Here is a 24,896-nt window from a genome sequence, read left to right as displayed (position 1 = left end):
ACGCGATACGTGCGCCCCACTGCTTTTTTGCGCCGTCAGTTGAGAAAATCGATTTTTTTGAGCCCGGTCAGTCGGCTCCCGCTGTCTGCGGCAACTACCTAGACCTGATGACGTTGGCGGAGCACGGCTGATCCAGCGCTCGATCCCTATGGAGTGGACGAGCGACGACGGCTGCCCATGGAGGCGGCCGTCATTGGTCAAGGTGCCACCAGCTCGGCAATTTTGGCCGCGATGTCAACGAGAGATTCCTCCTTCGTGCTCAGCCCGCTACGCGATCCAAGCAACGGACTCACTTCGCGCAGCGCGTCGTATGTCGTCTCATGCACAATCGGAACGAGCAAATCTCTGGCTAAAAGGGCAGATAGCTCCTTATCGGCAATGCCTTCTCCCTCCACCCTTTCCAGAAACGAGGGTGTGACCAGCACAATACCGACCCGAGAACGAGCTAGGCCTTTGTCAATTTCGCGGAGCAAGGAAGACCCTAGAAGCACATCCTTCTCACTGAACCACACGGATACCCCGGACGCCTCCAGCAGGTCATGAAGCTCCTTTGCAGCACCTTTCCGATCATCCCACGCGTGACAAAGAAAGACATCCCGGAGGTCGGGGCTAGGCGCTCGCTGTTCCACGCTAGTGCGTACGGGGTTAAGGGCACGCACCTCATCCGGAGTGTAGTAAACCCCCGAGCTGGGCCGCGACCACCGTGGCTTGGCTGTTCTAGAACCGCCGCCACCGCCACTCCCGCTGCGTGATCCGCCTCCCAGAGAAGATGAGCTCGATGGGTAACCGGATACGTACGAAGGGGTATATCCACCATAGCCATGCCTACGGCTACTGCATGCCGGGCAATTGGCAGCCGCGCTGGCGGAGCGATGCCCCCTACTTGGCGCTGTACACCTACTCATGCGAATCCTCCTGATTGCAGTTATTAGGTAACTAACTCGAGTGCATCCGTGAAGCAAACTTCCAAGTTCACTGTTGACTACAGCAAATGCATGTAACCACGGCACCGGTTGCCAGGCAATCTCCCAACTGCCGCCCGCCGGACAGCGACACCTGACTTATCGAGTTCGCACTGGTGGTGCGAATGGCCTCAACACCATTGGTCCCGCACTTCGTAGCCTTACGCCAACCTGCACATGCGTACCTGCCAAGAACAGCACCGAGAAGCGCCGAACTCCAGCCAAAGCGGCACGCCGAATATGCAGATCTGAGGTAAGCCGACCTCCACAGCTCCGGTCGATATGACCTGAATGGATGCTCGCCAACTCGGTAATCCTCAGGGCGAAGCCCCGGCGAAATATCAACCTAGGGCGCAAGCGCCCATCTGGTCTGCTACGAAGGAGTATCTGAACTCAGATTGGCCACGACTTGGGCCTCGATCGCCTCGACGGCCTGAGCCACTTCAACATCAGGCACGCATTCGACTGAAGGGTTGCCGGCCTGCTCCCCAGCTCTACCGGCGGTATGCCGATTCGGTCGAGGGCTGACTGACCGAATCCCGTCGACATGCTCATTAAGTCCAGGGTTGAGGCGATCATTCCACATCGGATCTAGAACAAAGTCGATACCCTCGCGCCTAGCAAGCTTCGCTGCGGGGACAAAATCTGCGTCCCCTGCGAAGAGCACGATCTGATCCACTTGCTTCTTGAGAGACAGCGACGAGATATCGACCGCGATCCGCATGTCCACTCCCTTCTGCCGAACGTCTGGAACAACGTGCACGGCCTCCACTTGGTCTATCGAGATTCGGCGCTTGAGTAGATCCTCAATCATCGCCGCAGGGATGGTCCACGACACATGCTGCGAGAGCTCGCCGAGGCGCAGCGCCACCTTTCGTTTCGTCCTCAGAAGGCGGTGGAGCTCATTGCGAAACACCGCCTCTTCCGACAGAGCGAAGTTAACCGACCGACCGGAAATGGGATTGTGCATCCGCTTATCGAGCGGAGGGCAGTCGTAAAAGAAAATGCGGTACAGCTCTTTGCGCTTTCCCATCTGACTCAGATGCAGAATTGACCATCGAAACGCAAGCTCCGCTGCCCTTTGTGCATTTTGTGCATTGTGGGGCTCAATCCGCCGAAAACGTTTGACGAAGTAGCCGCCGTCTATGAGGATCGCTGTAGGCATTTCGCCGTCCGTAGCTTCAAAAAAAAAGCCCCCGGTTCAGCCAACCCTAGATGAGTGGGGCGGCGGAGAGCGGGGGCTCGGATACGCATACTGTTACGCATGCGTTACGTAATGACGACACCTAAAAAGGGACGCTGAGTTCCAAAAATGGAACTATCTAGCGGCAGAACCTATTTTGGCAGTTCCAAGTTGATGGGCCATCTCCGTTGCTGCGCTGCATCTACGGATCAGCATTGGGTTGCCCTGATCGAGCTCAGCTGCCAAGGCATCAGGATACTCAACCGTATCCTCACGCGGCACATGATCCGTGGCGATATGGTTCTTCCTTGTGCACCTCCGCTTACGACCGGCACATTCATTGTGGAACCACATGGTGGCTCGTTCACTAGAACTATCCTTCGGGGGAGGACTGCAAGGCGCGTAAGTCCCTAGGGTGATCAATGGAATGAAGTTGAGGATCTAAACAAGGAAAACGGCACAGCATGGGGCAGGTGGCGGACAACATCGAGACCCTGCCCGACAACTTCGCGCACGCTGTATTCGACCTAGTGGTGAACAAGAACAGCCAAGCAGCTACTACGGCGGCGGTGCAGCAGAGCAAAACGCTGCTGACGGACGTGCGCACCCTTGTTCACCAGCATCGCCACCGCCACCGCCACCGCCACCGCCACCGCCACCGAAAAGAGTATGGCGGTCAGCAGTAGCACGGCAATGCGGACTTCGCTCAACGTGAGTTGCCCCCGCCCATGCACGTACGAGCGGGGGCGTGTCACTACTAGCGAGTCAGCAACACCAGCGAGAAGCGCCGACCCTGGGGCTCACTCTTGGTGTCAAACCACTCACACCAAGCCTCACCATCTTTGATCCATGCAATGGTCATCGGCAAACTGCCGCTCTTCAGCTTCACTACATCACCAGCTTTGAAATCCATGTCTCTTCCCTGTTCTGGTCAAAGCCCTAAGGGGCAAGAACAGTGATGGTGCCGGCCAATGAGCAACTCAAGGGGAGATCACTCGAAATCATGGCGGGTGCGACATTCAATCGCACTTACCGTGCACTTACGAAAAAGCCGGCTCGAGGCCGGCTTTGACGTTAACCCTTCAAAACCAGGGTTTTATATGGTGGGCGGTACAAGGTTCGAACTTGTGACCCTTGCCGTGTGAAGGCAATGCTCTACCGCTGAGCTAACCGCCCGATGCTGCTGAGCCGCTCATTATAGGGCGGCAAAATTTCGCGTCAACGGGTTTTCCGAAATTTCTTCACATCGTGTGCGTGGGCTTGTCCGAATTCAGCGTACCGGCCAGCGCGGTCTCGATCTTGTTGCGCACGTTCTCGCCTTCCTGGCCGTCGGCCAGCTGCACACCGATGCCCGCCGCGCGGTTGCCCTGGGCACCCGCCGGGGTGACCCAGACCACCTTGCCGGCGACCGGCAGGCGCTCGCTGGAGTCTGGCAGGGTCAGCAGCAGGAACACTTCGTCGCCCAGGAAGTAGCGCTTGGGCGTGGGCACGAAGATGCCGCCGTTCTTCACGTATGGCATGTAGGCGCTGTACAGCGCGGTTTTATCCTTGACGGCCAGCGACAGGATGCCCTGGCGGGCGTTGGTGGCGCTCATGCTCTATTCCCCTTTGCTTGCCGCTCGTTGACCTTGTTCCAGGCCAACAACAATTCCACCACCGCCAGGTCGGCGCGCACGGTGGTGCGCAACAGATCGCGGGTACGGTTGGCGGCGTCGAACCAGGCCCCAAGCTTGTGCAATCGCTCCGGATCGGTCAAGCCACCCCCGGTGGCCTGCGCCAAGGCCAGATCCGCCGCGTGCCGCAGGCGCAGTGCCGCGTGCTCGTCGTTGGTCCAGCGCTGGGCCAACTCCACCGCGCCGGAGCGGCCGGCCACCAGCCCTTCCAGGTCGGTGGCCACCTGCCGGCGCAGGGCCAGGCCGTCGTGACGCAGCCAGTCGTCGGCCAGACCGGGGTGGCCGCGTGCGGCGTCCAGGGCCTCACGGGCGCTGGCCTCGGTGTGGCCTTGGGCCTGCAGCCAGGCGAGGCTTTCCTCGCGCGGCGGCAGTTTGAATTCCAGGCGCTGGCAGCGGCTGCGCACGGTGGCCGGCAGGCGCGCCGGGTCACTGCTGATCAGCCACAGGTAGCGGCCGGGCTGCGGCTCCTCCAGGGTCTTCAGGAGCGCGTTGCAGGCGGCGCGGTTGATGGCGTCGGCCGGGTCGACGATGACGACCTGGGCGATGCCGTACTGCGGGGTGAGCGAGAGCTTCTGGGAGATCTCGCGCACCTGCTCGATGACGATCTCGGTGCGCAGTTTGTCGCCGGTCTTGTTGGGAATGAACGAGACCAGCTGCAGGTCCGGGTGGGTGCCGGCGGCGATCAGCTGGGCGCTGCGCAGGGCGGCTGCGGGCTCGCCACTGCACAGCACGTGCTTGGCCAGGCGCAGCGCTACTTCGCGCTTGCCCAGCCCGGCCGGGCCGCAGATGAGCAGGCCGTGGCCCAGCCGGTCGGCGTCGAGCGCGGCCACGGTCTGGTCATAGGCGCGCTGCTGCCACGGCGAGAAGGTGTCAGTCACGGGGGTGCTCCTGCGCCAGCCAGGCGTCGATGGCGGCCACGACGGACGCGGCCACGCCGGCCTGGTCCTGGCTGGCGTCGATAAGGCGGAAGCGCGTGGGGTCCTGCGCGGCGCGCTGGCGGAACACCGCGCGCACCCGCTGGAAGAAATCGTCCTGCTCGCTCTCGATGCGGTCCGGCCAGAGGTCGCGGCCATTGGCGCGGGCGCGGCCCACGGCCACGTCGACATCCAGCAGCAGGGTCAGGCCCGGCAGCAGGCCCACGGCGCGACGCTCCAGGTCGGTAATCCATTCCGGGTCGAGGCCACGGCCGCCGCCCTGGTAGGCATAGCTGGAATCGGTGAAACGGTCGCTGAGCACGTAGGCGCCCCGGCGCAGGGCGGGCTCGATGACCTGGCGCACGTGCTGGGCACGGGCGGCGAAGACCAGCAGCAGCTCGGCCTCGGCGGAGAGCGGCTCGGCGGCGACCTCCGCATCCGGGGTGAGGATGAGCGCGCGGATGCGCTCGGCCAGCGGGGTGCCACCGGGCTCGCGGGTGAGCACGACCTCGTGGCCACGTGCATGCAGGGCCTCGCGGATGGCGTTGATGGCGGTGGACTTGCCCGCGCCCTCGCCGCCCTCAAGGCTGATGAAGCGCGGGTGGCGGTGCAGCGCGGGGCTCACTGCGGGGCCGCCTGGCTGCGCTGCTGGCGCAGCTGCTGCAGGTAGCGGGCCACGGCCGCGTTGTGGTCGGCGTAATTGGCCGAGAACACGTGCGCGCCACTGCCGTCGCCCACGGCCACGAAGTACAGCGCGTCGCCCGCTGCGGGGCGCGCGGTGGCCTGCAGGGCGTCACGGCCCGGCATGGCGATCGGCGTGGGAGTGAGGCCGGCGCGGGTGTAGGTGTTGTAGGGGGTATCGGTGGTGAGGTCGCGCTTGCGGATGTTGCCGTCGTAGCTGCTGCCGATGCCGTAGATGACGGTGGGGTCGGTCTGCAGGCGCATGCCCATCTTGAGGCGGCGCATGAACACGCCGGCAATCTGCGGGCGCTCGCTGGGCAGCGCGGTTTCTTTTTCGATGATGGAGGCCAGGATGAGCAGCTCGTAGGGCGTGTTCAGCGGCAGGTCGTCGGCGCGGCTTTCCCAGGCGGCGGCCAGCTCTTTTTCCATGGCGGCGTGGGCGCGCTTGAGCACGTCCACATCGGTGTCGCCGCGCTGGTAGACGTAGGTCTCGGGCAGGAAGCGGCCTTCCGGATGCTGGTCGGGGAATCCGAGCGCCTTCATCAGGGCGGCGTCGTCGAGGCTGTCGGTGGTGTGCACCAGCGGCTCGGCGCGCTTGAGCGCGGCGCGCAGCTGACGGATGTTCCAGCCTTCGACGATGGTGACGCGGTGCTGCAGGGTGCGGCCCTGGCGCATGCGGGTGAGCAGCTCGCGCGGGGTGAGGCTGGGGTCGAGGGCGTATTCGCCCACCTTGAGCTTGCCGGAGGCGTCGAGCTGGCGGGCCAGCAGCTGCCACTGGGTGTCGCTGCCCTCTTCCACGCCGGCCTTGCGCAGGTTGCGCAGCACGGTCTGCAGGCCGTCGCCGGAGGCGATGACCATGCTGGGCTGGTCGGGGCTGATGGGTTCGTCGGCGAAGCTGCTCTGGCTATGCCAGAACCAGGCGCCTGCGGCGGCCAGGAGCAGTGCGCCGAGCAGCAGTACCGCAAGGACGGTGAGACAACCTCGTTTTACGCCTGCCATGCATACCTCGGTGGGGTGGTGCAGCCACGCAGGGCGTGGCTCTACGGGTGTGTTCGTTTCTGCGGGGACACGCATGGCGTGTCTCTACGCGACCGGTAACGGTGCGGGCAACCGCACGTATGGCCCTTTACAGCATACCTTGGGTCAGTCGTGGCGGCCGAGCGCGCGCATTAGGCCGCGGGCCTTGGCACGGGTCTCATCCAGCTCCTTGGCCGGGTCCGAATCGACGACGATGCCGGCGCCGGTGCGGAAGCTGGCGCGGTCGGCGGCGACTTCGGCAGTGCGGATCAGGATGTTCAGGTCCAGGTCGCCATCGCGGTTCAGCCAGCCGAAGGCGCCCGTATACGCGCCGCGCGCGGTCTGCTCCAACTCGGCAATGATCTGCATGCAGCGCACCTTGGGGCAGCCGGTGATGGTGCCGCCGGGGAAGGTGGCGGCAATCACCTGGCCCGGGCTGACGCCCTGGCGCAGGCGGCCGCGCACGTTGCTCACGATGTGGTGCACGTGGGCATAGCTTTCCACGGTCATCAGCTCATCCACCTCCACGCTGCCCGGGGTGCAGATGCGGCCCAGGTCGTTGCGCTCCAGGTCGATGAGCATCACGTGCTCGGCGCGCTCCTTGGGGTGGCCGACCAGTTCGCGGATGCGCTCGGCGTCGTCATCGCCGGCGAAACGCGGGCGGGTGCCGGCGATGGGGCGGGTCTGCACGTCGTCGCCATGCACCGACACCAGGCGCTCGGGCGAAGAACTCACCACCGCCCTGCCCTGCGCGATGAACAGGCCGGCGAACGGGGCCGGGTTGGCCACGCGCAACTGCGCGTACAGCGCCTGCGGCGAAAGCGTTTCATCGAAACGCGCCGACCAGCGCCGCGACAGGTTCACCTGGAACACGTCGCCCGCACGCAGGTAGTCGATGACCTTGCCCACGCCGTCGGTGAAGCGCGTGGGCGCGTCTTCGTCCATCTGCGCCGGTGGCTGCCACTGCGGTAGCGGCGGCAGCGTGGCGGCGGCCTGCAGGTCCTCCAGCAGGGTGTCGAGCAGTGCGGCGTGGTCGGTCTCGCACACGGCATGGAACTGGCCCAGCACGCGGTCGTGCAGGACGGCGGCCGGGCAGCGCAGCGCGAGTGCGCTGGGCAGGCCATCGGCGCGCACGGGCAGCGCCAGCACGGTTTCGATCTGGCCGGCCAGTTCGTAGTCCAGCATCAGCGCCCAGCCGCCGCGGAACGGCAGGCCGGTTTCTTCGCGCGGCAGGCGCAGGGCCTGCCAGTGGGCGTCCAGCACGTTCAGGAAGCTGCCGTCATGCGCGCTGCCGGCGTGGTCGTGCACGACGCCATCGGCGTGCAGTGCGAGCGACTCGCCATTGCCCATCAGCAGCAGATCCCAGCGCCCCTGCGCGGTACCCGAGGCGGTGGATTCCATCAGCAGCGGGTAGCGTTGCGGCGCCAGGCGCTGCAGGGCGAGCAAATCGGTGGAATCAGGCAGCAGGCGGGTCTGGAACATGGCGGGGAAACCGATGGGAGTGCGGGGGCCAGATACACCAAGGCCGCCATGATGGCGGCCCGGTGCAGGGGTACGGAACGCGGCGAACTCAGACGCGCTTGAACACCAGGGTGCCGTTGGTGCCGCCGAAGCCGAAGCCATTGGACATCACCACATCCACCTTGGCGTCGCGTGCGGTGTTCGGCACGTAATCCAGGTCGCAGCCCTCGCCCGCTTCATGCAGGTTGATGGTCGGCGGGATGATGTTGTCCTGCAGGGCCAGCACCGAGAAGATGGCTTCCACGCCGCCGGCCGCGCCGAGCAGGTGGCCGGTCATGGACTTGGTGGAGCTGACCATCATCTTGTGGGCGTGGTCGCCGAAGGCGGTCTTCATGGCCATGGTCTCGCCCAGGTCGCCTAGCGGCGTGGAGGTGCCGTGCGCGTTGAGGTAACCCACCTGGTCCGGGGTGACACCGGCGTCCTTCAACGCCATGGTCATGCAGCGCGCGGCGCCCTCGCCGTTCTCGCTCGGGGCGGTCATGTGGTACGCGTCGGAGCTGGCGCCGAAACCGGCGAGCTCGGCATAGATGCGCGCGCCACGTGCCTTGGCGTGCTCGTATTCCTCAAGGATGAGGATGCCGGCGCCGTCGCCGAGCACGAAGCCGTCGCGGTCCTTGTCCCACGGGCGCGAGGCCTCGGTGGGCGCATCATTGCGGGTGCTCATGGCCTTCATGGCGCAGAAGCCGCCCAGCGCGGTCGGCGAGGAGCCGCGCTCGGCACCGCCCACTACCATCACGTCCGCATCGCCGTACTGGATCATGCGCATGGCGGTGCCGATGGAATGGTTGGAGGTGGCGCACGCGGACACCGCCGAGAACGACGGGCCCTTCAGACCGGTGATGATGCTGAGCTGGCCCGGCAACATGTTGATGATGGTCTTGGGCACGTAGAAGGGCGAGATCTTCTTGCCCTCGTGGAACTCGATGGTCTGCTCTTCGATGCCGAGCAGGCCGCCGATGCCGGCGCCGACGATGGCGCCGATGCGCTCGGCATTGGCGTCGGTGATTTCCAGACCCGAATCATTCAAGGCCATGAAGGAGGCACCGAGGCCGTAATGGATGAAGGGGTCCATCTTCTTGGCATCCTTGCCGCTGACCCGGAATTTGCCGAACTGTTCGTTGTCGGCGGTGATGTCGAATTCCTTGACCTCACCTGCAATCTTGGTGGTGAAACGGTCCAGGTAGGATTGCGAAACGTTGGTCAGCGGACCGATGCCGGAACGGCCTTCGGTGATGCCCTTCCAACTGGTGGCCATATCATTGCCCAACGGCGAGACCATGCCCATGCCGGTAACGACGACGCGACGCTTCATTGCAGATTCTCCTGACCCGGGTGTTGCGGGTATGACGCGGTACAACGCTTAAATGCACAGGGCCGCAAGCGCGGCCCCATGGGTTTGCTGCGCGCGGTGGCGGCGTTGGCCACAACCGCGCGCAAGCCGCCTGACATCAAGCCTTGACGTGGGCGGTGATGTAGTCGATTGCAGCCTGGACGGTGCTGATCTTCTCGGCTTCTTCGTCCGGGATCTCGCACTCGAATTCTTCTTCCAGCGCCATCACCAGTTCAACGGTGTCCAGCGAGTCAGCGCCCAGGTCATCGACGAACGATGCGCTGTTGGTGACTTCTTCTTCCTTGACGCCAAGCTGTTCGACGACGATTTTCTTGACGCGTTCTTGGATGGTGCTCATTAGATATCGCTCCAGATGGAGTAGTGGTTCAAAGTGACGCCATCCGAGGATGGATGACCGTGGGATAGTGTAGTGGAAACCAGTGGCGCCTTGCATGGATGCTAAACGCCTTTCAGATCAACCACTTGCGGCGCGATCCGTGCGCCACATGCTTACGGCATGTACATACCGCCGTTCACATGGAGGGTTTCACCGGTGATGTAGCTGGCCGAGGGACCGGCCAGGAACGCCACCGCATTGGCGATGTCGGTCGGTTCGCCCAGGCGTTCCAGGGCGATGGACTTGACCAGGCCGGTGCGCTGTTCTTCGGGCAGGGCCTTGGTCATGTCGGTGTCGATGAAGCCCGGCGCCACCACGTTCACGGTGATGCCGCGCGAGCCGATTTCCTTGGCCAGCGACTTGGAGAAGGCAATGATGCCGGCCTTGGCGGCGGCATAGTTGGCCTGGCCGGCGTTGCCGGTCACGCCGATCACCGAGGCGATGTTGATGATGCGGCCCTTGCGCGCCTTCATCATGCCGCGGATGACCGCCTTGGAGGTGCGGAACACGCTGGTCAGGTTGGTATCGAGAATGGCCTGCCAGTCCTCGTCCTTCATGCGCAGCAGCAGGTTGTCGCGGGTGATGCCGGCGTTGTTGACCAGGATGGTGATGGCACCAAATTCCTTGGCGATGCCGTCGAGCACGGCCTCGAGCGCGGTCGGGTCGGTCACGTTCAGCGCGCGGCCGTGGCCGCCGGACGCAGCCAGGCGCTCGCCGATGGCAGCGGCGCCGGCGTCGGTGGTGGCGGTACCGATGACGGTCGCGCCCTGCGCGGCCAGTGCGTCGGCAATCGCGGCACCGATGCCACGGCTGGCGCCGGTCACCAGTGCGATTTCACCCTGAAGGGGCTTGCTCATATTCTGTTTCCTCAGACGGGACCACCCCGCCGCACCGGCCCGAAGGCTGGCGCGTCACGGACGCGATCGAAAGTGTCAGGCAGCCCAGGTCTCGCGGGCGTCTTCGAAGTCGGCGGGCGTGGACAGTGTGCGCGCTTCCAGCGACTTGTCGATGCGCTTGATCAATCCGGTCAGCACCTTGCCCGGGCCGCATTCGGCGACGCGGGTGACGCCGCGCGCGGCCAGCGCCTGCACGCAGCCGGTCCACTGGACGGGCAGGTACAGCTGCTGGACCAGGGCCTGGCGGATGGCGTCGACGCCGTCGTGGACGCGGGCGTCGACATTCTGCACGACGGGCAGCGCGGGCACGCGCCAGTCCAGGCCGGCCATGGTCTCGGCCAGCCGGTTGGCGGCTTCGCGCATGAGCGGGGTGTGCGAGGGCACGCTGACGGCCAGCTTGATGGCCTTGCGCACGCCCTTTTCGGCGAGCAGGGCCAGGGCACGATCGACGGCGGCGGCGTCGCCACCGATGACGATCTGGCCCGGCGAATTGAAGTTGGCGGGCACCACGACCTGGCTGCCGGCGGCCTGCTTGCAGACCTCCAGCACCAGGGCGTCTTCGGCGCCGAGCACGGCAGCCATGGCACCCACGCCGGTCGGCGCGGCTTCCTGCATGAACTGGCCACGCAGGCGCACCAGGTGGGCTCCGTCACGCAGGGTCAGCGCACCGGCGGCCACCAGCGCGGTGTATTCGCCCAGGCTGTGGCCGGCCAGCACGGCCGGCGTGGCGCCGCCCAGCGCATTCCACACCCGCCACACGCCGATGCTGGCGGCCAGCAGGGCCGGCTGGGTGTATTCGGTGCGGTTGAGCATCTCTTCCGGGCCGCCCTGCGACAGGGCCCACAGGTCCACGCCGGCGCCTTCAGACGCTTCGGTGAACGCTTCACGTACCTGCGGGTGCAGCTCGGCCAGTTCGGCCAGCATGCCCAGCGACTGCGAGCCCTGGCCGGGGAACACGAAAGCGAGATTGGAGTCGGTCACGCGGAGTTCCGCCTGCAAAAAACGAACGGCGAATGATAAGGGGGATTAGCGCGCTTCGTCTGTACTGGCGCGTATTGAGGGGGTCAAACAAACATCTGCAGAATGTCCAGATCGCCGTCGGAGAAGAAGTCGAAGCAGATCCCCACCAGCATCAGCACGCCCAGCGTGGTGGCGCCGTGCACGACCAGGATGCCGTGCGCCAGCGCGCGCGCCGAGCGCCCCATTTTCATGCTGTAGCGCGCCAGGCGCTGCAGGCGGCCGGAGACCTCGTGCGCGTGCGCCAGCACCGGGGGGGCGGCGCCGTCCATGGCCGCCGCCATCAGCGCCTGCAACTGCGCCGGGCGATGTTCGTAATACTTGGCCACGCCGTAGCCGAACATCAGCCAGTCGCGCGCCTGGGCCTGCGCCAGGTCCATGACTTCCAGCGGGTCTTCCTCGAAATCGATGAAGCCGATGTGCTGCCCGTCCCAGGTCAGGTTGCGCGGCAACGGCTGGCCGAAATACGCGCCTTTTTCATGCGCCGCGGCGATGGCCTGCATGGCGGCCGACACCAGTGCGTCGCGGCCGGCATCGTTTGCCTGGCGCAGGCAGGTGTTGAAGGAGGTGCCGTTGTCGCCCAGCACCAGCGCGGCATGGCCACTGCCGATGACGTGCGGCACATTGACGCCCTGCGCCTGCAGTTCGGCCAGCCGGCGCGCCTCGGTCTCACGGGCGGCGTCGCCACCCCGGTGCGGCGGCGGGCGCAGCGCGTCGAGCTGAAAGCGATTGGCAATGAAATTCAACAGCCCCAGCGCGACCGCGCGACTGCTCTCACCGTACTGCTTGAGCCAGGCGCGCTGGCCCTCGATGACGATGGGTTCGACCATGACGCAACTCCAAAAATGCAAAACGGCCCCGTCGGGGCCGTTGTTGTGGCCGCACGACCCACGGTCGTGCGCTACCTGCCGATTAACGTATTAATAACGCAGCAGCGCCGAACCCCAGGTGAAGCCGCCACCGAAGGCTTCCAGCAGCAGCAGCTGGCCGCGCTCCACGCGGCCCGAGCGAACGGCCACGTCCAGCGCCATCGGCACCGAGGCCGAGGAGGTGTTGCCGTGCTTGTCCACCGTCACCACCACCTGGTCCATGGACATGTCCAGGCGCTTGGCGGTGGCTTCGATGATGCGCAGGTTGGCCTGGTGCGGAATCAGCCAGTCCAGATCGGACTTGGTCAGGCCGTTGGCATCCAGGGTTTCGTCCACGACCGAGTCCAGCGCCTTGACGGCGTACTTGAACACGTCGTTGCCCTTCATCAGGATCGCGCCACGGGCCTGCTCACCCTCGCCGAAACCGGCCGAGACGCCCACCGGGTTCCACAGCAGCTCTTTCTTGCTGCCGTCCGAATGCAGGTGGGTGCTGAGGATGCCGGTGTCTTCGTCGGCCTTGAGCACGACCGCGCCGGCACCATCGCCGAACAGCACGCAGGTGGTGCGCTCGGTCCAGTCGACAATGCGGGTCAGGGTTTCGGCACCGATGACCAGCACATGGCGGGCGTCACCGGAGCGGATGAATTTGTCGGCCACGCTCAGCGCGAACACGAAGCCGGAACAGGCTGCGTTGACGTCGAAGGCGGGGCAGCCGGTCGCACCGAGCTTGGCCTGGATCAGGCACGCGGTGGACGGGAAGATCAGATCAGGAGTGGTGGTACCCACCACGATCATGTCGAGCTGGGAAGCGTCGATACCGGCCGCTTCCAGCGCACGCACCGCGGCGTGGTAGCCGAGGTCGCTGGTGGTTTCCGTGTCGGCGGCAATGTGCCGCTCACGAATACCGGTGCGCGTCTGAATCCACTCATCGGTGGTGTCGACCATTTTCTCCAGATCCTGGTTGGTCAACACTTTTTCGGGCAAATAACTACCTGTGCCCGCGATCCTCGAGTAGATCCGCTTGCTCATTGCTTTTCCTGTAGCACGGCCATCAAAGATGACAGCCGGGAAGAAAGGGGTAAAGGCCGCTGCCCGACCGGGCAGCGGCCCTCACAAATCAATCTTCTTCGACGGCCGAGTTCGACTTGGTCGTGATCACCTTCTTGCCGCGGTAGAAACCGTCAGCGGTGATGTGGTGACGCAGATGCACTTCGCCGGTGGTCGGGTCGGTCGACAGCTGCTTGGCGCTCAGGGCGTCATGCGCACGGCGCATACCGCGGCGGGACGGGGTAACACGGGATTTCTGCACAGCCATGGGATTGCTCCAAACTCAGTTCGATTAGCTTCGTCGTATCGTCGCGCAGGACGCCAGCGCCCAGCACATTCTTCGCTTTCGCCGCAGCCGCCGACGACAATCCGGCTGCTATTGTTTCTTCAGCGCCGCCAATGCCGCGAACGGATTGGCCTTGCTCTGTTCTTCTTCGGTCGGTGCCCAGTCCCGGTCCACCGCCTCGCCCTCGGGCGACAGCGGTACCACGGGCACGGCCAGGACCAGTTCGTCCTCAACCAGATCCAGCGGACGCAGGTTGCCGTCTTCGGGCACCAGCATCGCCTCGTACTCTTCCGGCAGCGAAGACTCTTCGTCTTCGTTGCGGATCAGGCCGAGCCGCTGCTTCACCGACACCGGCAGCAGGAAACGCTGCAGGCTGCGCTGACAGATCAGCGGCAGCTCGGTATCGATGGTCAGATCCACATAGGATACCCGCAGGATGTCGTCGTGGCCGAATTCAAGCGCAAACGTGCACTTTCCCTCGGAATCGGCGACAAGGCCTTGCAGGCGGGTCATTTCTGCCAGTTCTACCTGACCGTCGAAGCACCTTCGTGCTGCGACCATCCGCCAGGCATCCAGCAATTCGGGCACGTTCGCGGACATAAGCCGCTGAATGTTAAGGACGCCGTTGGCAGTTGTCAATTCCCCGCACGACGGGCCGCAACAGCGCGGTGCGCTACAGTGCGCCCCACCCTTCCGTACCCCGGTATTGTCGCATGACTGCCCTGCTGCTCGCCTCCACCTCCCGCTACCGCCGTGAACTGCTGGAACGGCTGGGCCTGCCGCTGGAGACCGCGCGGCCGGAGGTGGACGAGACTCCGACGCCCGGCGAGGCCCCGCGGGCGTTGGCCATCCGCCTGGCGGCGGCCAAGGCCGCCGAGGTGGCGGCCCGCCATCCGGGGCGCTGGGTGATCGGATCGGACCAGGTCGCGGACCTGAACGGGGCCCCGCTGGGCAAGCCTGGCGATGTGGCCGGGGCACACGCCCAGCTGGCCACCATGTCCGGGCAGACGGTGGCCTTCCATACGGCGGTCTGCCTGCGCCGCGATGCGCAGGAACTGGCGCACTGCGACCTCACCCACGTGCGGTTCCGGCCGCTGGAAGCGGCGGAGATCGCCCGCTATGTCGCCGCCGAGCAGCCGCTGGACTGCGCCGGCAGCTTCAAATGCGAGGGGCTGGGCATCACGCTGTTCGAGGCGATCGAGAACACCGACCCCACCGCGCTGATCGGGCTGCCGCTGATCGCGCTCAGCGGACTGCTGCGCCAAGCCGGCTACCGCCTGCCCTGAGCCTCAGCGCCCGGGCACCACCAGCGCCTGCTCCTGCCAGGTCTCCACGCTGCCGTCGTTGCCGTGCAGGACCAGGCCCAGCCAATGCCGGCCCGGGGCCAGCCCGCGCGTATCGAGGGTGGCGTCGAAGCCGACGTTGGGGTGCTGCGGGTCGCTGGAGATCTTCCAGAAACCGGTGACGTCATACGGGCGGCCGTACACAGCGGTCGTTGCCGGACGGCCGTCAACGAGCACCTCCACGCGCGACAGCCCGACCCCGTCCTTGAAGGCCCAGCCGCGTATCTGCACGCTGTCGCCAACCTCCGCATCGGGCTGCGGCGTGTCCAACCACGCCATGGCCGGGGTCACGCACGGCCCCTCGGTGCGCGTGGCCGGCAGGCGGAACAGCAGGAACCGCTGGTAGCCGTGGTCCTGGCTGACCACGCGCGGCGGCGGCAACGGCCCCACCTGTGCGCAGACAGCGTGGTAACGCTCCAGCAGATCGCGGTAGCGCTGGTCACTGGGTGAGAGCACCAGCAGCATCGGCGCATCGCGCTGACCATCGTGCAGCAACCCCCACAGACCCAGCTGCGCGGTGCGGCCATGTTTGTCATTGAGCGGGTGGCGCAGCACCTCGATGCGCGGGTCGTCCAGCTGGAAGCCCAGCTCGGCCGCCACCTTGAAGTTGCCTGCCAGCACACGGGTGCCCGGCGGCATCGCGGCCAGCTCCTCGCGCACCGCGTGGGCCAACGGCTGCCAGCCGGCGAAGTTGCGCGGGTAATACTTGTCGCCGGCCAACTGCTCGCGCAGGGCCGGCGTGGACACCATGAGGTAGTAGCCGAACGCCAGCGCCAGGCCGGCACCGGCCAGCCACCAGCCGGTGCGCCGCAGCCAGCGCGGCCAGCCGTTGAGCACCACCGGCACCGCCACCAGCAGCGCCAGGTAACCCGGCAGCGGCCAATGGAAGCTGATGCGCTCCACGTCGGTGAAGAAGCCCAATGCGAAGATCGACGCCGTGGATACCGCACCGACCAGACCGAAGTAACGCCACTGCGCGCGCGCGCCGCCGCCCGAGCGGGTGCCGGCCAACGCCACCTTCCACATCGCGATGCACAGGATCGGGGTGACCAGCATCGGCTGGATCACCAGGAACCACAGGCCACTCCACTGGAACGCCCATGGGTGACGTTCGACCACCTGGAATTTCAGACCGGCATCCTGATTGTCGGCATTCCACGCCAGCAGCGGCAACCAGGCCAGCACGCCCACCGCCAGCGCCACCCACACGCGCGGATCACGCAGCGTGCGCCGCCCCTGCGGCAACAGCAGCAGCACGATGAAGCCAACCAGAATCACCCCGATGAAACGGTAATGGCTGAGCGCACCGATCATCAGCCCCAGCGCAAGCTTCACCGCTGCGGCCGCGTCGACGGTGCGCAGCAGGCGCGCACCGGCGTCCAGGCACAGCACCGCGGCCAGTGCCATCGGCACGTCCGGCACCGCGAGCATGCCCAGCGTGGCCGACAGCGGCATCAACAGCGTGAGGCTGCCCGCCTGCCAACCAGCAACGGCGCCGAACCAGCGCGTGGCGATGCGCGATACCAGCCACGGCAGCATCGCACCAATGGCCAGGAACGGAAGCCGCAGCGCCAGCACGTGCTGGCCACCCAGCTCCACGCCGAGACGGGCCAGCCAGGCGGTCAGGCCCGGAAGGTCCGAATAGGCCGCGGCCAGGTGTTGACCTTCCTGCCAGTAGAACGCTTCGTCCACGAACAAGGGCAGACGCGCGGCTACCACAAGCTTGACGGCCGTGATCAGCGTCCACAACACCAGAAAAATTGTGCGTGCGCGTTGTTCGCCCTGCATTGCTCTATAGAATCGAAGGAATCAACGACACGAGACGGACATGCAAACTTCGCCCCGCGTGCCAGCCATGCTAACCGATGTAGTGCGACAAGCCCTGCGCGACGCCCAGGACCAGGTCAACGGTCTGGTACTCGGCAAGGCCCATGAAGTCAGGCTGGCCTTCGTTGCCGTGTTGTCCGGTGGCCACCTGCTCATTGAAGATCTGCCGGGGCTGGGCAAGACCACGCTGGCGCATGCCTTGGCCTCCAGCCTGGGGCTGGGCTTCCAGCGCGTGCAGTTCACGTCCGACCTGCTGCCTGCAGATGTGCTGGGCGTCTCAGTTTACGAAGCGAGCAGCCGGCAGTTCCAGTTCCATCCCGGCCCGGTCTTCACGAACGTACTGCTGGCAGACGAGATCAACCGCGCACCGCCACGCACCCAGAGTGCGCTGCTGGAAGCGATGGCCGAACAGCAGGTCACGCTGGATGGCGTGACCCATCCGCTGCCGGATCCATTCTTCGTCATCGCCACGCAGAACCCGGTAGACCTGTCGGGCACGTTCCCGCTGCCCGACTCGCAGCTGGACCGCTTCCTGCTGCGCCTGGCGTTGGGCTACCCCAATCCCGAGTCCGAACGCGAACTGCTGCGCGGCGCCGATCGCCGCCACCTGATCGCACGCGCGACCGCCTGCCTGAGCGACGACCAGGTGCGCACGCTGCGCGAGGCCGTCGGCCAGGTGCATGCAAGCGAGGCACTTATCCAGTACGTGCAGGCACTGCTGGCCCGCAGCCGCCAGCACGCCGGGGTACGCGTCGGGCTGTCGCCGCGTGCGGGGCTGGCGCTGCTGCGCGCGGCCAAGGCGCATGCGCTGCTGCTGGGTCGCGGTCACGTGGTGCCCGAAGACGTGCAGACGCTGTTCGTCGCGGTCGCCGGGCATCGCCTGGTGCCGGAGGCCGACGCCAGCAACGGGCCCGCACTGGCCCGCGCCATCCTCCAGACCGTGCCGGTGGACTGAGATGCGCAGCGGCTGGGGAGACCGCTTGAAGAATGCGATGTTGCCGGCCAAAGGCCGGCATTACACACGACCGCGCCGCCCGGAGGGCCTGCCGTGCCGGCTGGAGCGGCGGCGCATCTATGTCCTGCCCACGCGCTTTGGCCTGTTCGTGACCGTGCTGTTGCTGGTCATGCTGCTGGGCGCACTGAACTACAACAACAACCCGGCATTGCTGCTCGCACTGCTGCTGTCGACGGTGGCCATCGCCAGCACGTTCAGCGCGCACCTGCAGTTGTCAGGACTGCAGGTCGACGCGGTGTCGGCGGACCCGGTGGTGGCCGGTGCGCCGCTGCGGCTGCGGGTGAGTCTTTCGCGCGCCGATACGCGCCAGCGCCGCGGGCTGCAGTTGGCGCTCGGCGATGCCTTGGCATTCGGGCACCTGGTGGACGCCGACCAGATCGAAGTGGACCTCGCGCTGCCCACCCATCAGCGCGGCTGGCTCGATCTAGATCGCATCCGCATCTCCACCACCCAGCCACTGGGCTTGGTACGCGCGTGGTCGTGGGTCTGGCCGGATACGCCGCTGCTGGTCTACGCCACACCTGAAACGCACGCACCGGCGCTGCCCGAGGGCGGCGGCGACCCGCTGCACACACGCGTGCATGCCAGTGGCGACGAACTGCACCAGCTGCGCCCGTATCGCGCCGGCGATCCGCCGCGCAGCATTTCCTGGAAGCACTCGGCACGCCGCGACACGCTGCTGGTGCGCGAGTACGAGAAGCCGGTGGGCGTGGATATCCTGCTGGACTGGCGGCAGCTTGCGCCGCTGCCGCCGGAAGCACGGATCGCGCGACTGGCGCGCTGGGTCGACCTGGCCGAACGCGAGGGCCGCCGCTACACGCTGCAGGTACCAGGCAACCCGGTGCTGGGCCCCAGCCAGGGCAACAGCCATCACCACCTTTGCCAACGCGCGCTGGCGCTGATGCCGCATGGCTGACCTGCCCGCCTCCCTGCTCTCGCCCGCCGCGCGGCGCTGGACCCTGGCCAGCGGCGCGCTGGCGCTGGCACCCCTGCTGCTGCAGTTGCCACCGCTGCTGGCCAGCGTATTCGCGCTGGTGGCGGTGCTGACCGCCGTGCTTTCCGGCCAGCGCGTGCTGCCTGGGCCGGTGCGGCTGCTGCTGGTGCTGGCCATGCTGGCGGCGGTCTATTGGCAGATGGGCCCGCGGCCGGGCCGCGACAGCGGCTGTGCGCTGCTGGCGGCGATGCTCGCACTCAAATCCAGCGAGCTGCGCAGCCTGCGCGACGCGCGCAGCCTGCTGGGCTTCGCGTTGTTCGCCCCCTTCTCGTCCTTCCTGCTCGACCAGGGACCGCTGACGATGGCACTGGCCGTATTGGCCACGCTGGCCACGCTGCTCACCCTGCAGCGCCTGGCCCAGGCCGAAGGCGAGGCACCCAGCCCCGCACTGGGCGGCCAGTTGCGCGGCGTGGGCAAGCTGGCCGCGCTGGGCCTGCCACTGGCACTGGCCGCGTTCTGGCTGTTCCCCCGGCTCAGCGAGCCGCTGTGGGGACTGCCCGAGCGCGCGGTCGGCAAGCCGGGGCTGTCCGACCATATGGAGCCCAGCGAGTGGCTCGACCTGATGGCCGACGACAGCACGGCGCTGCGCGTGACGTTCTTCGGCCCGGTACCCACTCCCGAACAGCGCTACTGGCGCGGCCCCGTGATGACCCATTTCGATGGCCGCCGCTGGGAACAGGAGCGCTATGCCGACCAGCGCCCGCCCGCGGCGGTGACCCGCGCGCCCCCGCGCTGGGACTACCAGATCGACTACGAACCCACCGACCGCCGCCAGCTGGTCGCGCTGGACCTGCCCCTGCAGGCGCCGGCCGGCAGTCGCCTGGATGGGAACTACAGCCTGCGCAGCGACCGCCCACTGGCCGCGCTCACCCGCTGGCACCTGCAGTCCTCGCCGGCGCAGGCCTATACCGAACCGCTCAGCGACTGGGAGCGGCGCAGCGCCCTGCAGTTGCCGGAGGCCCTTAACCCGCGCACCACCGCACTTGCCCGGCAGTGGCGGGGCGAGGCCGGGCAGGACGATGCGGCCATCGTGGCGCGCGCACTGGACTGGATCCGCGCGCGCTTCGCCTACACGCTTTCCACGCCGGCACCCGGGCGCAACGCCGTGGACGAGTTCCTGTTCGACCAGCAGGCCGGCTTCTGCCAGCACTTCAGTTCGTCGTTCGTGGTCCTGATGCGCAATGCCGGCATTCCCGCGCGGGTGGTCACCGGGTTCGCCGGCGGCCAGCGCAATCCCTACGGCGATTACTGGGTCGTGCGCCAGATGGATGCGCATGCGTGGGCCGAAGTGTGGCTGCCGCAGCGCGGCTGGGTGCGGGTAGACCCGACGGCGGCGGTGGCACCCGAGCGCATCTACGACACGCTCGAAGACCGGCTCGGCGGCGCGGGCGGCACCACGCTGGAAGGCCGCTGGCTGCAGTTGAGCCAGGTGGGTGATTTCCTGCGCCGTGGCTGGAACGACCTGGTGTTGTCATTCGACGCGAATCGCCAGCAGCAGCTGTTGCGCCCGTTGGGCATCGACAAGCTGGAGCCGGCGCAGCTGATCGGCATTTTCACTACCTTCGCGGCCGCGGCGCTAGGCTGGATGGCATGGCTGCTGGCCCGGGGCGAACGCGAGCGCGATCCACTGCTGCGGACCTGGCACCGGCTGGGGCGGCGTTACGCGCGTCATGGCCTGGCCAGGGGAACGGCGGAATCGGCCACGGACTGGGCGCAGCGCGTCCACCGCCAGCGCCCCGACCCGGCGTTGCTGTCACTCAGCATCCGTTTCGTTCAGGCGCGCTACGCTGGCGCTGAGCTCGACCCTTCACTCGTGCGCGACCTGCGCAGGCACCGCCCGTCCACCGGAGCAACCTCATGAACGTCAAGATCCTGCTTCCCCTTGCTGCCTCGCTGGCGCTGGCCGCCTGCGCCACCGCGCCCAAACCGCTGCAGGGGCAGTTCAGCGTGGTCAACCCGCGCGACTCGGTGGCCACCCAGCAGGTGGGCACGCCCGTGCGTTGGGGCGGCCGCATCATTGAAACCGTGCCGGGCCAGGGCCAGACCTGCTTCCAGCTGCTGTCGCGCCCGCTCAACAGCAGCGGCCGCCCGTCCACCACGTCGTCGGATGCCAGCGACGGGCGCTTCATTGCCTGCCGCGCAGGTTTCTATGATCCGGCCGTGTTCGAGGAAGGGCGCGACGTGACCTTCATCGGCAAGATCGCCGGTTACGAGAACACCCGCATCGGCGAATACGACTACCGCCTGCCCAAGCTGGAGGCCGACGTGGTCTACCTCTGGCCGGAACAGCGCCAGGTGGACGTGGTGCCGGTCTACCCGTACGGCCCGTGGGGCCCGGGTTGGGGTCCGGGCTGGGGCTATCGCGGCTGGGGTTGGTGGTAATTACCGACCGTTGGTCGGTACTCGTGTAAAAAAACCGCCCTTCCGGGCGGTTTTTTCATGCGTTGGGGGTGCCGAAGTGTCCGAGCGGCGCCCCGGCCAGCAGGTGTAGATGGATGTGGAATACGGTCTGTCCGGCGTGCTCGCGGCAGTTCATGACGATGCGGTAGCCGTCCTGCGCGAAGCCTTCGCGGCGTGCATAGTCGGCGGCGGCCAGCGCCAGCTTGCCGATCAGGTGCGCCTGCGACGGCCGCACATCGTCCAGCGTGGGAATGGCCTCATTCTTCGGAATGAACAGCACGTGCACCGGCGCCTGCGGCGCGATGTCCTTGAAGCCCAGCACGTCGCCGTCTTCATAGACGATGGTGGCGGGAATTTCGCGGCGGATGATCTTGCCGAACAGGGTGTCTTCAGTCATGGGGTCACCTGATGGGGTTACGTCGCTTCGGTACGCGTTCCGAACGCGTGCGACAGCGTGCCGCGATCAACGTACTCCAGCTCGCCGCCCAACGGCAGGCCCTGCGCCAGCCGGCTGGGGCGCACCGCGTGTGTGCGCGCCAGCTGCGCAAGGTAATGCGCGGTAGCCTCGCCTTCCACGGTGGCGCTGGTGGCGATGATCAGCTCCTGCACTTCACCCTGCTTCAGGCGTGCCTCCAGCTGGTCCAGGCCAAGCTCGCGCGGGCCCACGCCGTCCAGCGGCGACAACCGTCCCTGCAGCACGAAGTACACGCCACGGAAGCCGGTGGCGGTCTCGATCGCCAGCCGATCGGCCGGCGACTCCACCGCGCACAACTGCTGTCGTTCGCGGCTGCCATTGGCACATACCGCGCAGATCTCGGTCTCGCTGAAGTCGCGGCATTGCGCGCAATGGCCAATGCGCTCGATCGCCTTGGCCAGCACGTCGGCCAGTTTCTGCCCGCCCTCGCGCTCGCGCTCGAGCACGTGGTACGCCATGCGCTGGGCCGTTTTCTGGCCCACGCCCGGCAAGACGCGGAACGCCTCGATCAACTGCTCGAGCAGCGGCAGGCTCACGCTTAGAACGGCAGCTTCATGCCGGGCGGCAGCTGCATGCCAGCGGTGGCCGAACCCATGCGGTTCTTCGACTCGGCGTCGATCTTGTTGGAGGCGTCATTGAAGGCAGCCGCCACCAGGTCTTCGGTCATTTCCGCATCGGACAGGATCGACGGATCGATACGCACCTTGCGGCACTCCTTGGCGCCGGTCAGGGTCACGCTGACCATGCCACCACCGGCGGTGCCGGTGACTTCCAGCTTGGCGAGGTCTTCCTGGGCCTTCTGCAGGTTTTCCTGCATCTTCTGGGCCTGCTGCATCAGTTGGGCGATGTTGCCGCGCATGTCGTATTACTCATCAAAAGGACGGATGGAATCGGTCACGACCCGCGCGCCATGCTGCTGGATGAGCAGCTGCACCGACGGGTCGGCCATGAAGGCGGTTTCGGCCGCCTGTTGTCGTTCGCCACGCTGGCGGTCGGAACGCTGGTGCAGCGTTTCGGCCTCGGCGCTGCCATGGTGTTCGATCACGATCCGCGGGGTCATCCCGAGCGGGCCGGACAGCGCCTCGGTCAGGGCCGCCAGCGAACGGTCCGAACACAGGTACTCAAATCCGGGCGATACGGCCAGTTTCAAGACGCCGTGCTGAAATCCGATGAATGCCGCGTGCGCAGCCAGCTGCCGCGACGGGCCATTCAACTGGCTCTGGGTGACCAGCTCCAGCCAGGTTTCGGCGGACTGCAGCGCTACCGGACCGCTGGCCGCGGGTGTGGCGGCGGCCGACGGCGCAATTGCGATGCCCTGCGGACGGGCGGCCGGTGCCGGGACGGGCGCCGGCGGCGCCACCGGGCGCTCCGGCGGGGCTTCCCATGGGGCCACCATGGCCGCGTCGGGACCGGCCATTTCGGCAGCCAGCGCCTCGTCGCGGTCCTCGGCACCGGCCTGGTGCCACGGCGGCAGGTCGTCGGCGTCGGCCGGCACCGCAACCGGTGCGGGCGTCGGTTTCGGCGCCGCCGGGTCGGCAACCGGAACGACAGGCGCCACGGGCGCACTGGCGGCGACCGGAGTGGCCACCGCCGTCACTGCTGCCACGGGCGCGGCAGCGGCCGGCGCGGCGGCCATGCCGCCCTGCTCGGCCCCACGTGAACCGGCACCCACGTCGGTACCGGTGCCCGGGTCGCGCGGCACCGGCGGCACCGCAGCGGCCGGACGGAAGGCCAGCATGCGCAGCACGGCCATTTCGAAGCCGGCACGCGGGCTGGGCGCCAGGTGCAGGTCGCGGCGCCCGCTGAGCGCCATCTGGTACCAGAGCTGCACCACTTCCGGGCGCAGGCGCTGGGCGAAGGCGGCGGCATCGATACCCTCGCCGTCGGCCTGGGCACCGGGCACCAGCTGCTGCACCTGGATGCGGTGCAGTGCCTCGGCCAGGGCCTCGAGCACGCCACTCCAATCCGGCGAGAATTCGGCCAGCGCGGCCACCACCTGCAGCAGGCGCACGCCATCGCCGTCGGCCAGGGCCTCCAGCATGGCCGCCACCTGGGTGCGGTCCACGGTGCCGAGCATGGTGCGCACCACGTCTTCACGCAGCGCGCCGCCGGCATAGGCGATGGCCTGGTCGAGCAGCGACAGGCCGTCGCGCAGACTGCCATCGGCGGCCTTGGCCAGCTGCACGATGGCGGTTGGGTCGGATTCGATCTCCTCGGCGGCCAGGATGCGGGTCATCTGGCCCTGGATCTGGTCCTCGTCCAGCCGCTTGAGGTTGAACTGCAGGCAGCGCGACAGCACCGTGACCGGCAGCTTCTGCGGGTCGGTGGTGGCCAGCAGGAACTTCACGTGTTCCGGCGGTTCTTCCAGCGTCTTCAGCAGCGCATTGAACGCCGCCTTGGAAAGCATGTGCACTTCGTCGATCAGGTAGACCTTGTACTTGCCGCGCGAGGGCATGTACTGGGCGTTCTCGATCACCTCACGGACATCGTCCACGCCGGTATTGGACGCGGCATCGATTTCCAGCAGGTCGATGTAGCGCCCGGAATCGATATCCAGGCAGGCCGGGCACTGGCCGCACGGGTCGGCGCTGGTGCCCTGCTCGCAATTCAGCGATTTGGCGAAAATGCGCGCGATGGTGGTCTTGCCGACCCCTCGGGTGCCGGTAAACAGGAACGCATGGTGCACCCGGCCGCTGTCCAGCGCGTTGCTGAGCGCACGGACCACGTGTTCCTGGCCTACCAGCTCGGCAAAACGCTTCGGACGCCACTTGCGGGCAAGGACGAGATAGGACATCAGGCCACCGTCTTCATCAGAACGTCCATTGTGCCACGCCTGTCCAGCCCCCCTGCCCCTATCGCGTACCGCTTGTGCGATTCCAATTCCCCCGCTAGAATCTGCGCCCCTGCAGCGGGTTATCGCAGCAGGTCCGGAGAGGTGTCCGAGCGGTTGAAGGAGCACGCCTGGAAAGTGTGTAAGCGTCTAAACCGCGCTTCGGGGGTTCGAATCCCCCTCTCTCCGCCAGACAAACGCAAAAAGGCCGCCTTCGGG

27 protein-coding genes and 2 tRNA genes are annotated in these 24,896 nt (G+C 66.6%); 6 read left to right on the top strand and 23 right to left on the bottom strand.

From position 1 onward, the window contains the following. Positions 1 to 197: 197 nt before the first annotated feature. The 18 genes from ACREPD_RS07225 to ACREPD_RS07140 all read right to left on the bottom strand — a co-directional run bounded on the left by ACREPD_RS07225 (position 198) and on the right by ACREPD_RS07140 (position 14,393). Entirely contained in the window at positions 198 to 905 is a 708-nt protein-coding gene (locus ACREPD_RS07225; protein WP_431598685.1) for a toll/interleukin-1 receptor domain-containing protein, read from the bottom strand. Between the two features lie 430 nt (positions 906 to 1,335). Next, positions 1,336 to 2,127 (bottom strand): NYN domain-containing protein, encoded by a 792-nt coding sequence (locus ACREPD_RS07220; protein ID WP_431598684.1) that lies wholly within the window; start codon positions 2,125 to 2,127, stop codon positions 1,336 to 1,338. Positions 2,128 to 2,672: 545 nt separating this feature from the next. After that, positions 2,673 to 2,855 carry a hypothetical protein gene (locus ACREPD_RS07215; RefSeq protein ID WP_431598683.1) on the bottom strand — a complete coding sequence of 61 codons (183 nt, stop codon included), beginning with the start codon at positions 2,853 to 2,855 and terminating at the stop codon, positions 2,673 to 2,675. A gap of 47 nt (positions 2,856 to 2,902) precedes the next feature. Further along, the gene (locus ACREPD_RS07210) at positions 2,903 to 3,058 is read right to left on the bottom strand and encodes a YodC family protein (protein WP_431598682.1); all 156 of its coding nucleotides are present in this window, start codon (positions 3,056 to 3,058) and stop codon (positions 2,903 to 2,905) included. Positions 3,059 to 3,246: 188 nt separating this feature from the next. Next, positions 3,247 to 3,321 (bottom strand) — tRNA-Val (locus tag ACREPD_RS07205). Between the two features lie 65 nt (positions 3,322 to 3,386). Further along, positions 3,387 to 3,740 (bottom strand): PilZ domain-containing protein, encoded by a 354-nt coding sequence (locus ACREPD_RS07200; RefSeq protein WP_421568579.1) that lies wholly within the window; start codon positions 3,738 to 3,740, stop codon positions 3,387 to 3,389. Beyond that, positions 3,737 to 4,696 (bottom strand): DNA polymerase III subunit delta', encoded by a 960-nt coding sequence (locus ACREPD_RS07195; protein ID WP_431598681.1) that lies wholly within the window; start codon positions 4,694 to 4,696, stop codon positions 3,737 to 3,739. The genes ACREPD_RS07200 and ACREPD_RS07195 overlap by 4 nt, the downstream gene beginning before the upstream one ends. Further along, positions 4,689 to 5,357, bottom strand: a complete 669-nt coding sequence (gene tmk, locus ACREPD_RS07190) for a dTMP kinase (RefSeq protein ID WP_431598680.1) — start codon at positions 5,355 to 5,357, stop codon at positions 4,689 to 4,691. Before tmk ends, ACREPD_RS07195 begins: the two co-directional genes overlap by 8 nt. Then, the gene (gene mltG, locus ACREPD_RS07185; RefSeq protein ID WP_431598679.1) at positions 5,354 to 6,412 is read right to left on the bottom strand and encodes an endolytic transglycosylase MltG; all 1,059 of its coding nucleotides are present in this window, start codon (positions 6,410 to 6,412) and stop codon (positions 5,354 to 5,356) included. The genes tmk and mltG overlap by 4 nt, the downstream gene beginning before the upstream one ends. A 144-nt stretch (positions 6,413 to 6,556) precedes the next feature. After that, positions 6,557 to 7,912 carry an aminodeoxychorismate synthase component I gene (locus ACREPD_RS07180; protein WP_431598678.1) on the bottom strand — a complete coding sequence of 452 codons (1,356 nt, stop codon included), beginning with the start codon at positions 7,910 to 7,912 and terminating at the stop codon, positions 6,557 to 6,559. An 88-nt stretch (positions 7,913 to 8,000) separates the two neighbouring features. Continuing rightward, entirely contained in the window at positions 8,001 to 9,263 is a 1,263-nt protein-coding gene (gene fabF / locus ACREPD_RS07175; RefSeq protein ID WP_431598677.1) for a beta-ketoacyl-ACP synthase II, read from the bottom strand. 136 nt (positions 9,264 to 9,399) lie between these two features. Continuing rightward, a complete protein-coding gene (gene acpP / locus ACREPD_RS07170; protein ID WP_421568588.1) occupies positions 9,400 to 9,639 on the bottom strand; it encodes an acyl carrier protein in 240 nt (79 codons plus the stop codon). A 152-nt stretch (positions 9,640 to 9,791) separates the two neighbouring features. Beyond that, positions 9,792 to 10,535: a 3-oxoacyl-ACP reductase FabG gene (gene fabG, locus ACREPD_RS07165; RefSeq protein WP_431598676.1), complete on the bottom strand. Its 744-nt coding sequence runs from the start codon at positions 10,533 to 10,535 to the stop codon at positions 9,792 to 9,794. 75 nt (positions 10,536 to 10,610) lie between these two features. Then, complete coding sequence (fabD, locus tag ACREPD_RS07160) at positions 10,611 to 11,555, bottom strand: ACP S-malonyltransferase (protein WP_431598675.1); 945 nt, start codon at positions 11,553 to 11,555, stop codon at positions 10,611 to 10,613. A gap of 83 nt (positions 11,556 to 11,638) precedes the next feature. Then, positions 11,639 to 12,421, bottom strand: a complete 783-nt coding sequence (locus tag ACREPD_RS07155; RefSeq protein ID WP_431598674.1) for a serine/threonine protein phosphatase — start codon at positions 12,419 to 12,421, stop codon at positions 11,639 to 11,641. Between the two features lie 90 nt (positions 12,422 to 12,511). Then, a complete protein-coding gene (locus tag ACREPD_RS07150; RefSeq protein ID WP_431598673.1) occupies positions 12,512 to 13,489 on the bottom strand; it encodes a beta-ketoacyl-ACP synthase III in 978 nt (325 codons plus the stop codon). An 88-nt stretch (positions 13,490 to 13,577) separates the two neighbouring features. After that, positions 13,578 to 13,775 (bottom strand): 50S ribosomal protein L32, encoded by a 198-nt coding sequence (gene rpmF / locus ACREPD_RS07145; protein ID WP_017357626.1) that lies wholly within the window; start codon positions 13,773 to 13,775, stop codon positions 13,578 to 13,580. A gap of 108 nt (positions 13,776 to 13,883) precedes the next feature. Further along, the gene (locus ACREPD_RS07140; RefSeq protein ID WP_431598723.1) at positions 13,884 to 14,393 is read right to left on the bottom strand and encodes a YceD family protein; all 510 of its coding nucleotides are present in this window, start codon (positions 14,391 to 14,393) and stop codon (positions 13,884 to 13,886) included. A 113-nt stretch (positions 14,394 to 14,506) separates the two neighbouring features. Here ACREPD_RS07140 and ACREPD_RS07135 point away from each other — a divergent pair, with 113 nt between their 5' ends. Then, positions 14,507 to 15,079: a Maf family protein gene (locus ACREPD_RS07135; RefSeq protein WP_431598672.1), complete on the top strand. Its 573-nt coding sequence runs from the start codon at positions 14,507 to 14,509 to the stop codon at positions 15,077 to 15,079. A gap of 3 nt (positions 15,080 to 15,082) precedes the next feature. Here the strand turns inward: ACREPD_RS07135 and ACREPD_RS07130 are convergent, their stop codons facing one another. Further along, positions 15,083 to 16,924, bottom strand: a complete 1,842-nt coding sequence (locus ACREPD_RS07130; protein WP_431598671.1) for a glycosyltransferase family 39 protein — start codon at positions 16,922 to 16,924, stop codon at positions 15,083 to 15,085. A gap of 40 nt (positions 16,925 to 16,964) precedes the next feature. Here ACREPD_RS07130 and ACREPD_RS07125 point away from each other — a divergent pair, with 40 nt between their 5' ends. The 4 genes from ACREPD_RS07125 to ACREPD_RS07110 are packed head-to-tail and all read left to right on the top strand — an operon-like array spanning position 16,965 to position 21,354. Next, entirely contained in the window at positions 16,965 to 17,918 is a 954-nt protein-coding gene (locus ACREPD_RS07125; RefSeq protein ID WP_431598670.1) for an AAA family ATPase, read from the top strand. Positions 17,919 to 17,955: 37 nt separating this feature from the next. Then, positions 17,956 to 18,894: a DUF58 domain-containing protein gene (locus tag ACREPD_RS07120; RefSeq protein ID WP_431598669.1), complete on the top strand. Its 939-nt coding sequence runs from the start codon at positions 17,956 to 17,958 to the stop codon at positions 18,892 to 18,894. Further along, a complete protein-coding gene (locus ACREPD_RS07115) occupies positions 18,887 to 20,833 on the top strand; it encodes a transglutaminase TgpA family protein (RefSeq protein WP_431598668.1) in 1,947 nt (648 codons plus the stop codon). Before ACREPD_RS07120 ends, ACREPD_RS07115 begins: the two co-directional genes overlap by 8 nt. Beyond that, positions 20,830 to 21,354 (top strand): Slp family lipoprotein, encoded by a 525-nt coding sequence (locus ACREPD_RS07110; RefSeq protein ID WP_421568601.1) that lies wholly within the window; start codon positions 20,830 to 20,832, stop codon positions 21,352 to 21,354. The genes ACREPD_RS07115 and ACREPD_RS07110 overlap by 4 nt, the downstream gene beginning before the upstream one ends. Positions 21,355 to 21,409: 55 nt before the next feature. On the opposite strand, the gene ACREPD_RS07105 is transcribed toward ACREPD_RS07110, so the two are convergent. Genes ACREPD_RS07105 through dnaX form a run of 4 tightly spaced genes read right to left on the bottom strand, consistent with a single transcriptional unit; the run spans position 21,410 to position 24,641 of the window. Next, positions 21,410 to 21,769, bottom strand: a complete 360-nt coding sequence (locus ACREPD_RS07105; protein ID WP_431598667.1) for a histidine triad nucleotide-binding protein — start codon at positions 21,767 to 21,769, stop codon at positions 21,410 to 21,412. A gap of 17 nt (positions 21,770 to 21,786) precedes the next feature. Then, the gene (gene recR, locus ACREPD_RS07100) at positions 21,787 to 22,383 is read right to left on the bottom strand and encodes a recombination mediator RecR (protein ID WP_431598666.1); all 597 of its coding nucleotides are present in this window, start codon (positions 22,381 to 22,383) and stop codon (positions 21,787 to 21,789) included. Between the two features lie 2 nt (positions 22,384 to 22,385). Continuing rightward, positions 22,386 to 22,706, bottom strand: a complete 321-nt coding sequence (locus ACREPD_RS07095) for a YbaB/EbfC family nucleoid-associated protein (protein WP_421568606.1) — start codon at positions 22,704 to 22,706, stop codon at positions 22,386 to 22,388. A 6-nt stretch (positions 22,707 to 22,712) separates the two neighbouring features. Continuing rightward, positions 22,713 to 24,641 carry a DNA polymerase III subunit gamma/tau gene (dnaX, locus tag ACREPD_RS07090; RefSeq protein WP_431598665.1) on the bottom strand — a complete coding sequence of 643 codons (1,929 nt, stop codon included), beginning with the start codon at positions 24,639 to 24,641 and terminating at the stop codon, positions 22,713 to 22,715. Between the two features lie 135 nt (positions 24,642 to 24,776). Between dnaX and ACREPD_RS07085 the strand changes: the two genes are divergently transcribed. Next, positions 24,777 to 24,869 (top strand) — tRNA-Ser (locus ACREPD_RS07085). The last annotated feature ends 27 nt before the right edge of the window (positions 24,870 to 24,896 follow it).

It is taken from the genome of Stenotrophomonas sp. (assembly GCF_050737075.1).
Taxonomy (GTDB): Bacteria; Pseudomonadota; Gammaproteobacteria; order Xanthomonadales; family Xanthomonadaceae; genus Stenotrophomonas.
This window is presented reverse-complemented; position numbering and strand designations above follow the sequence as displayed.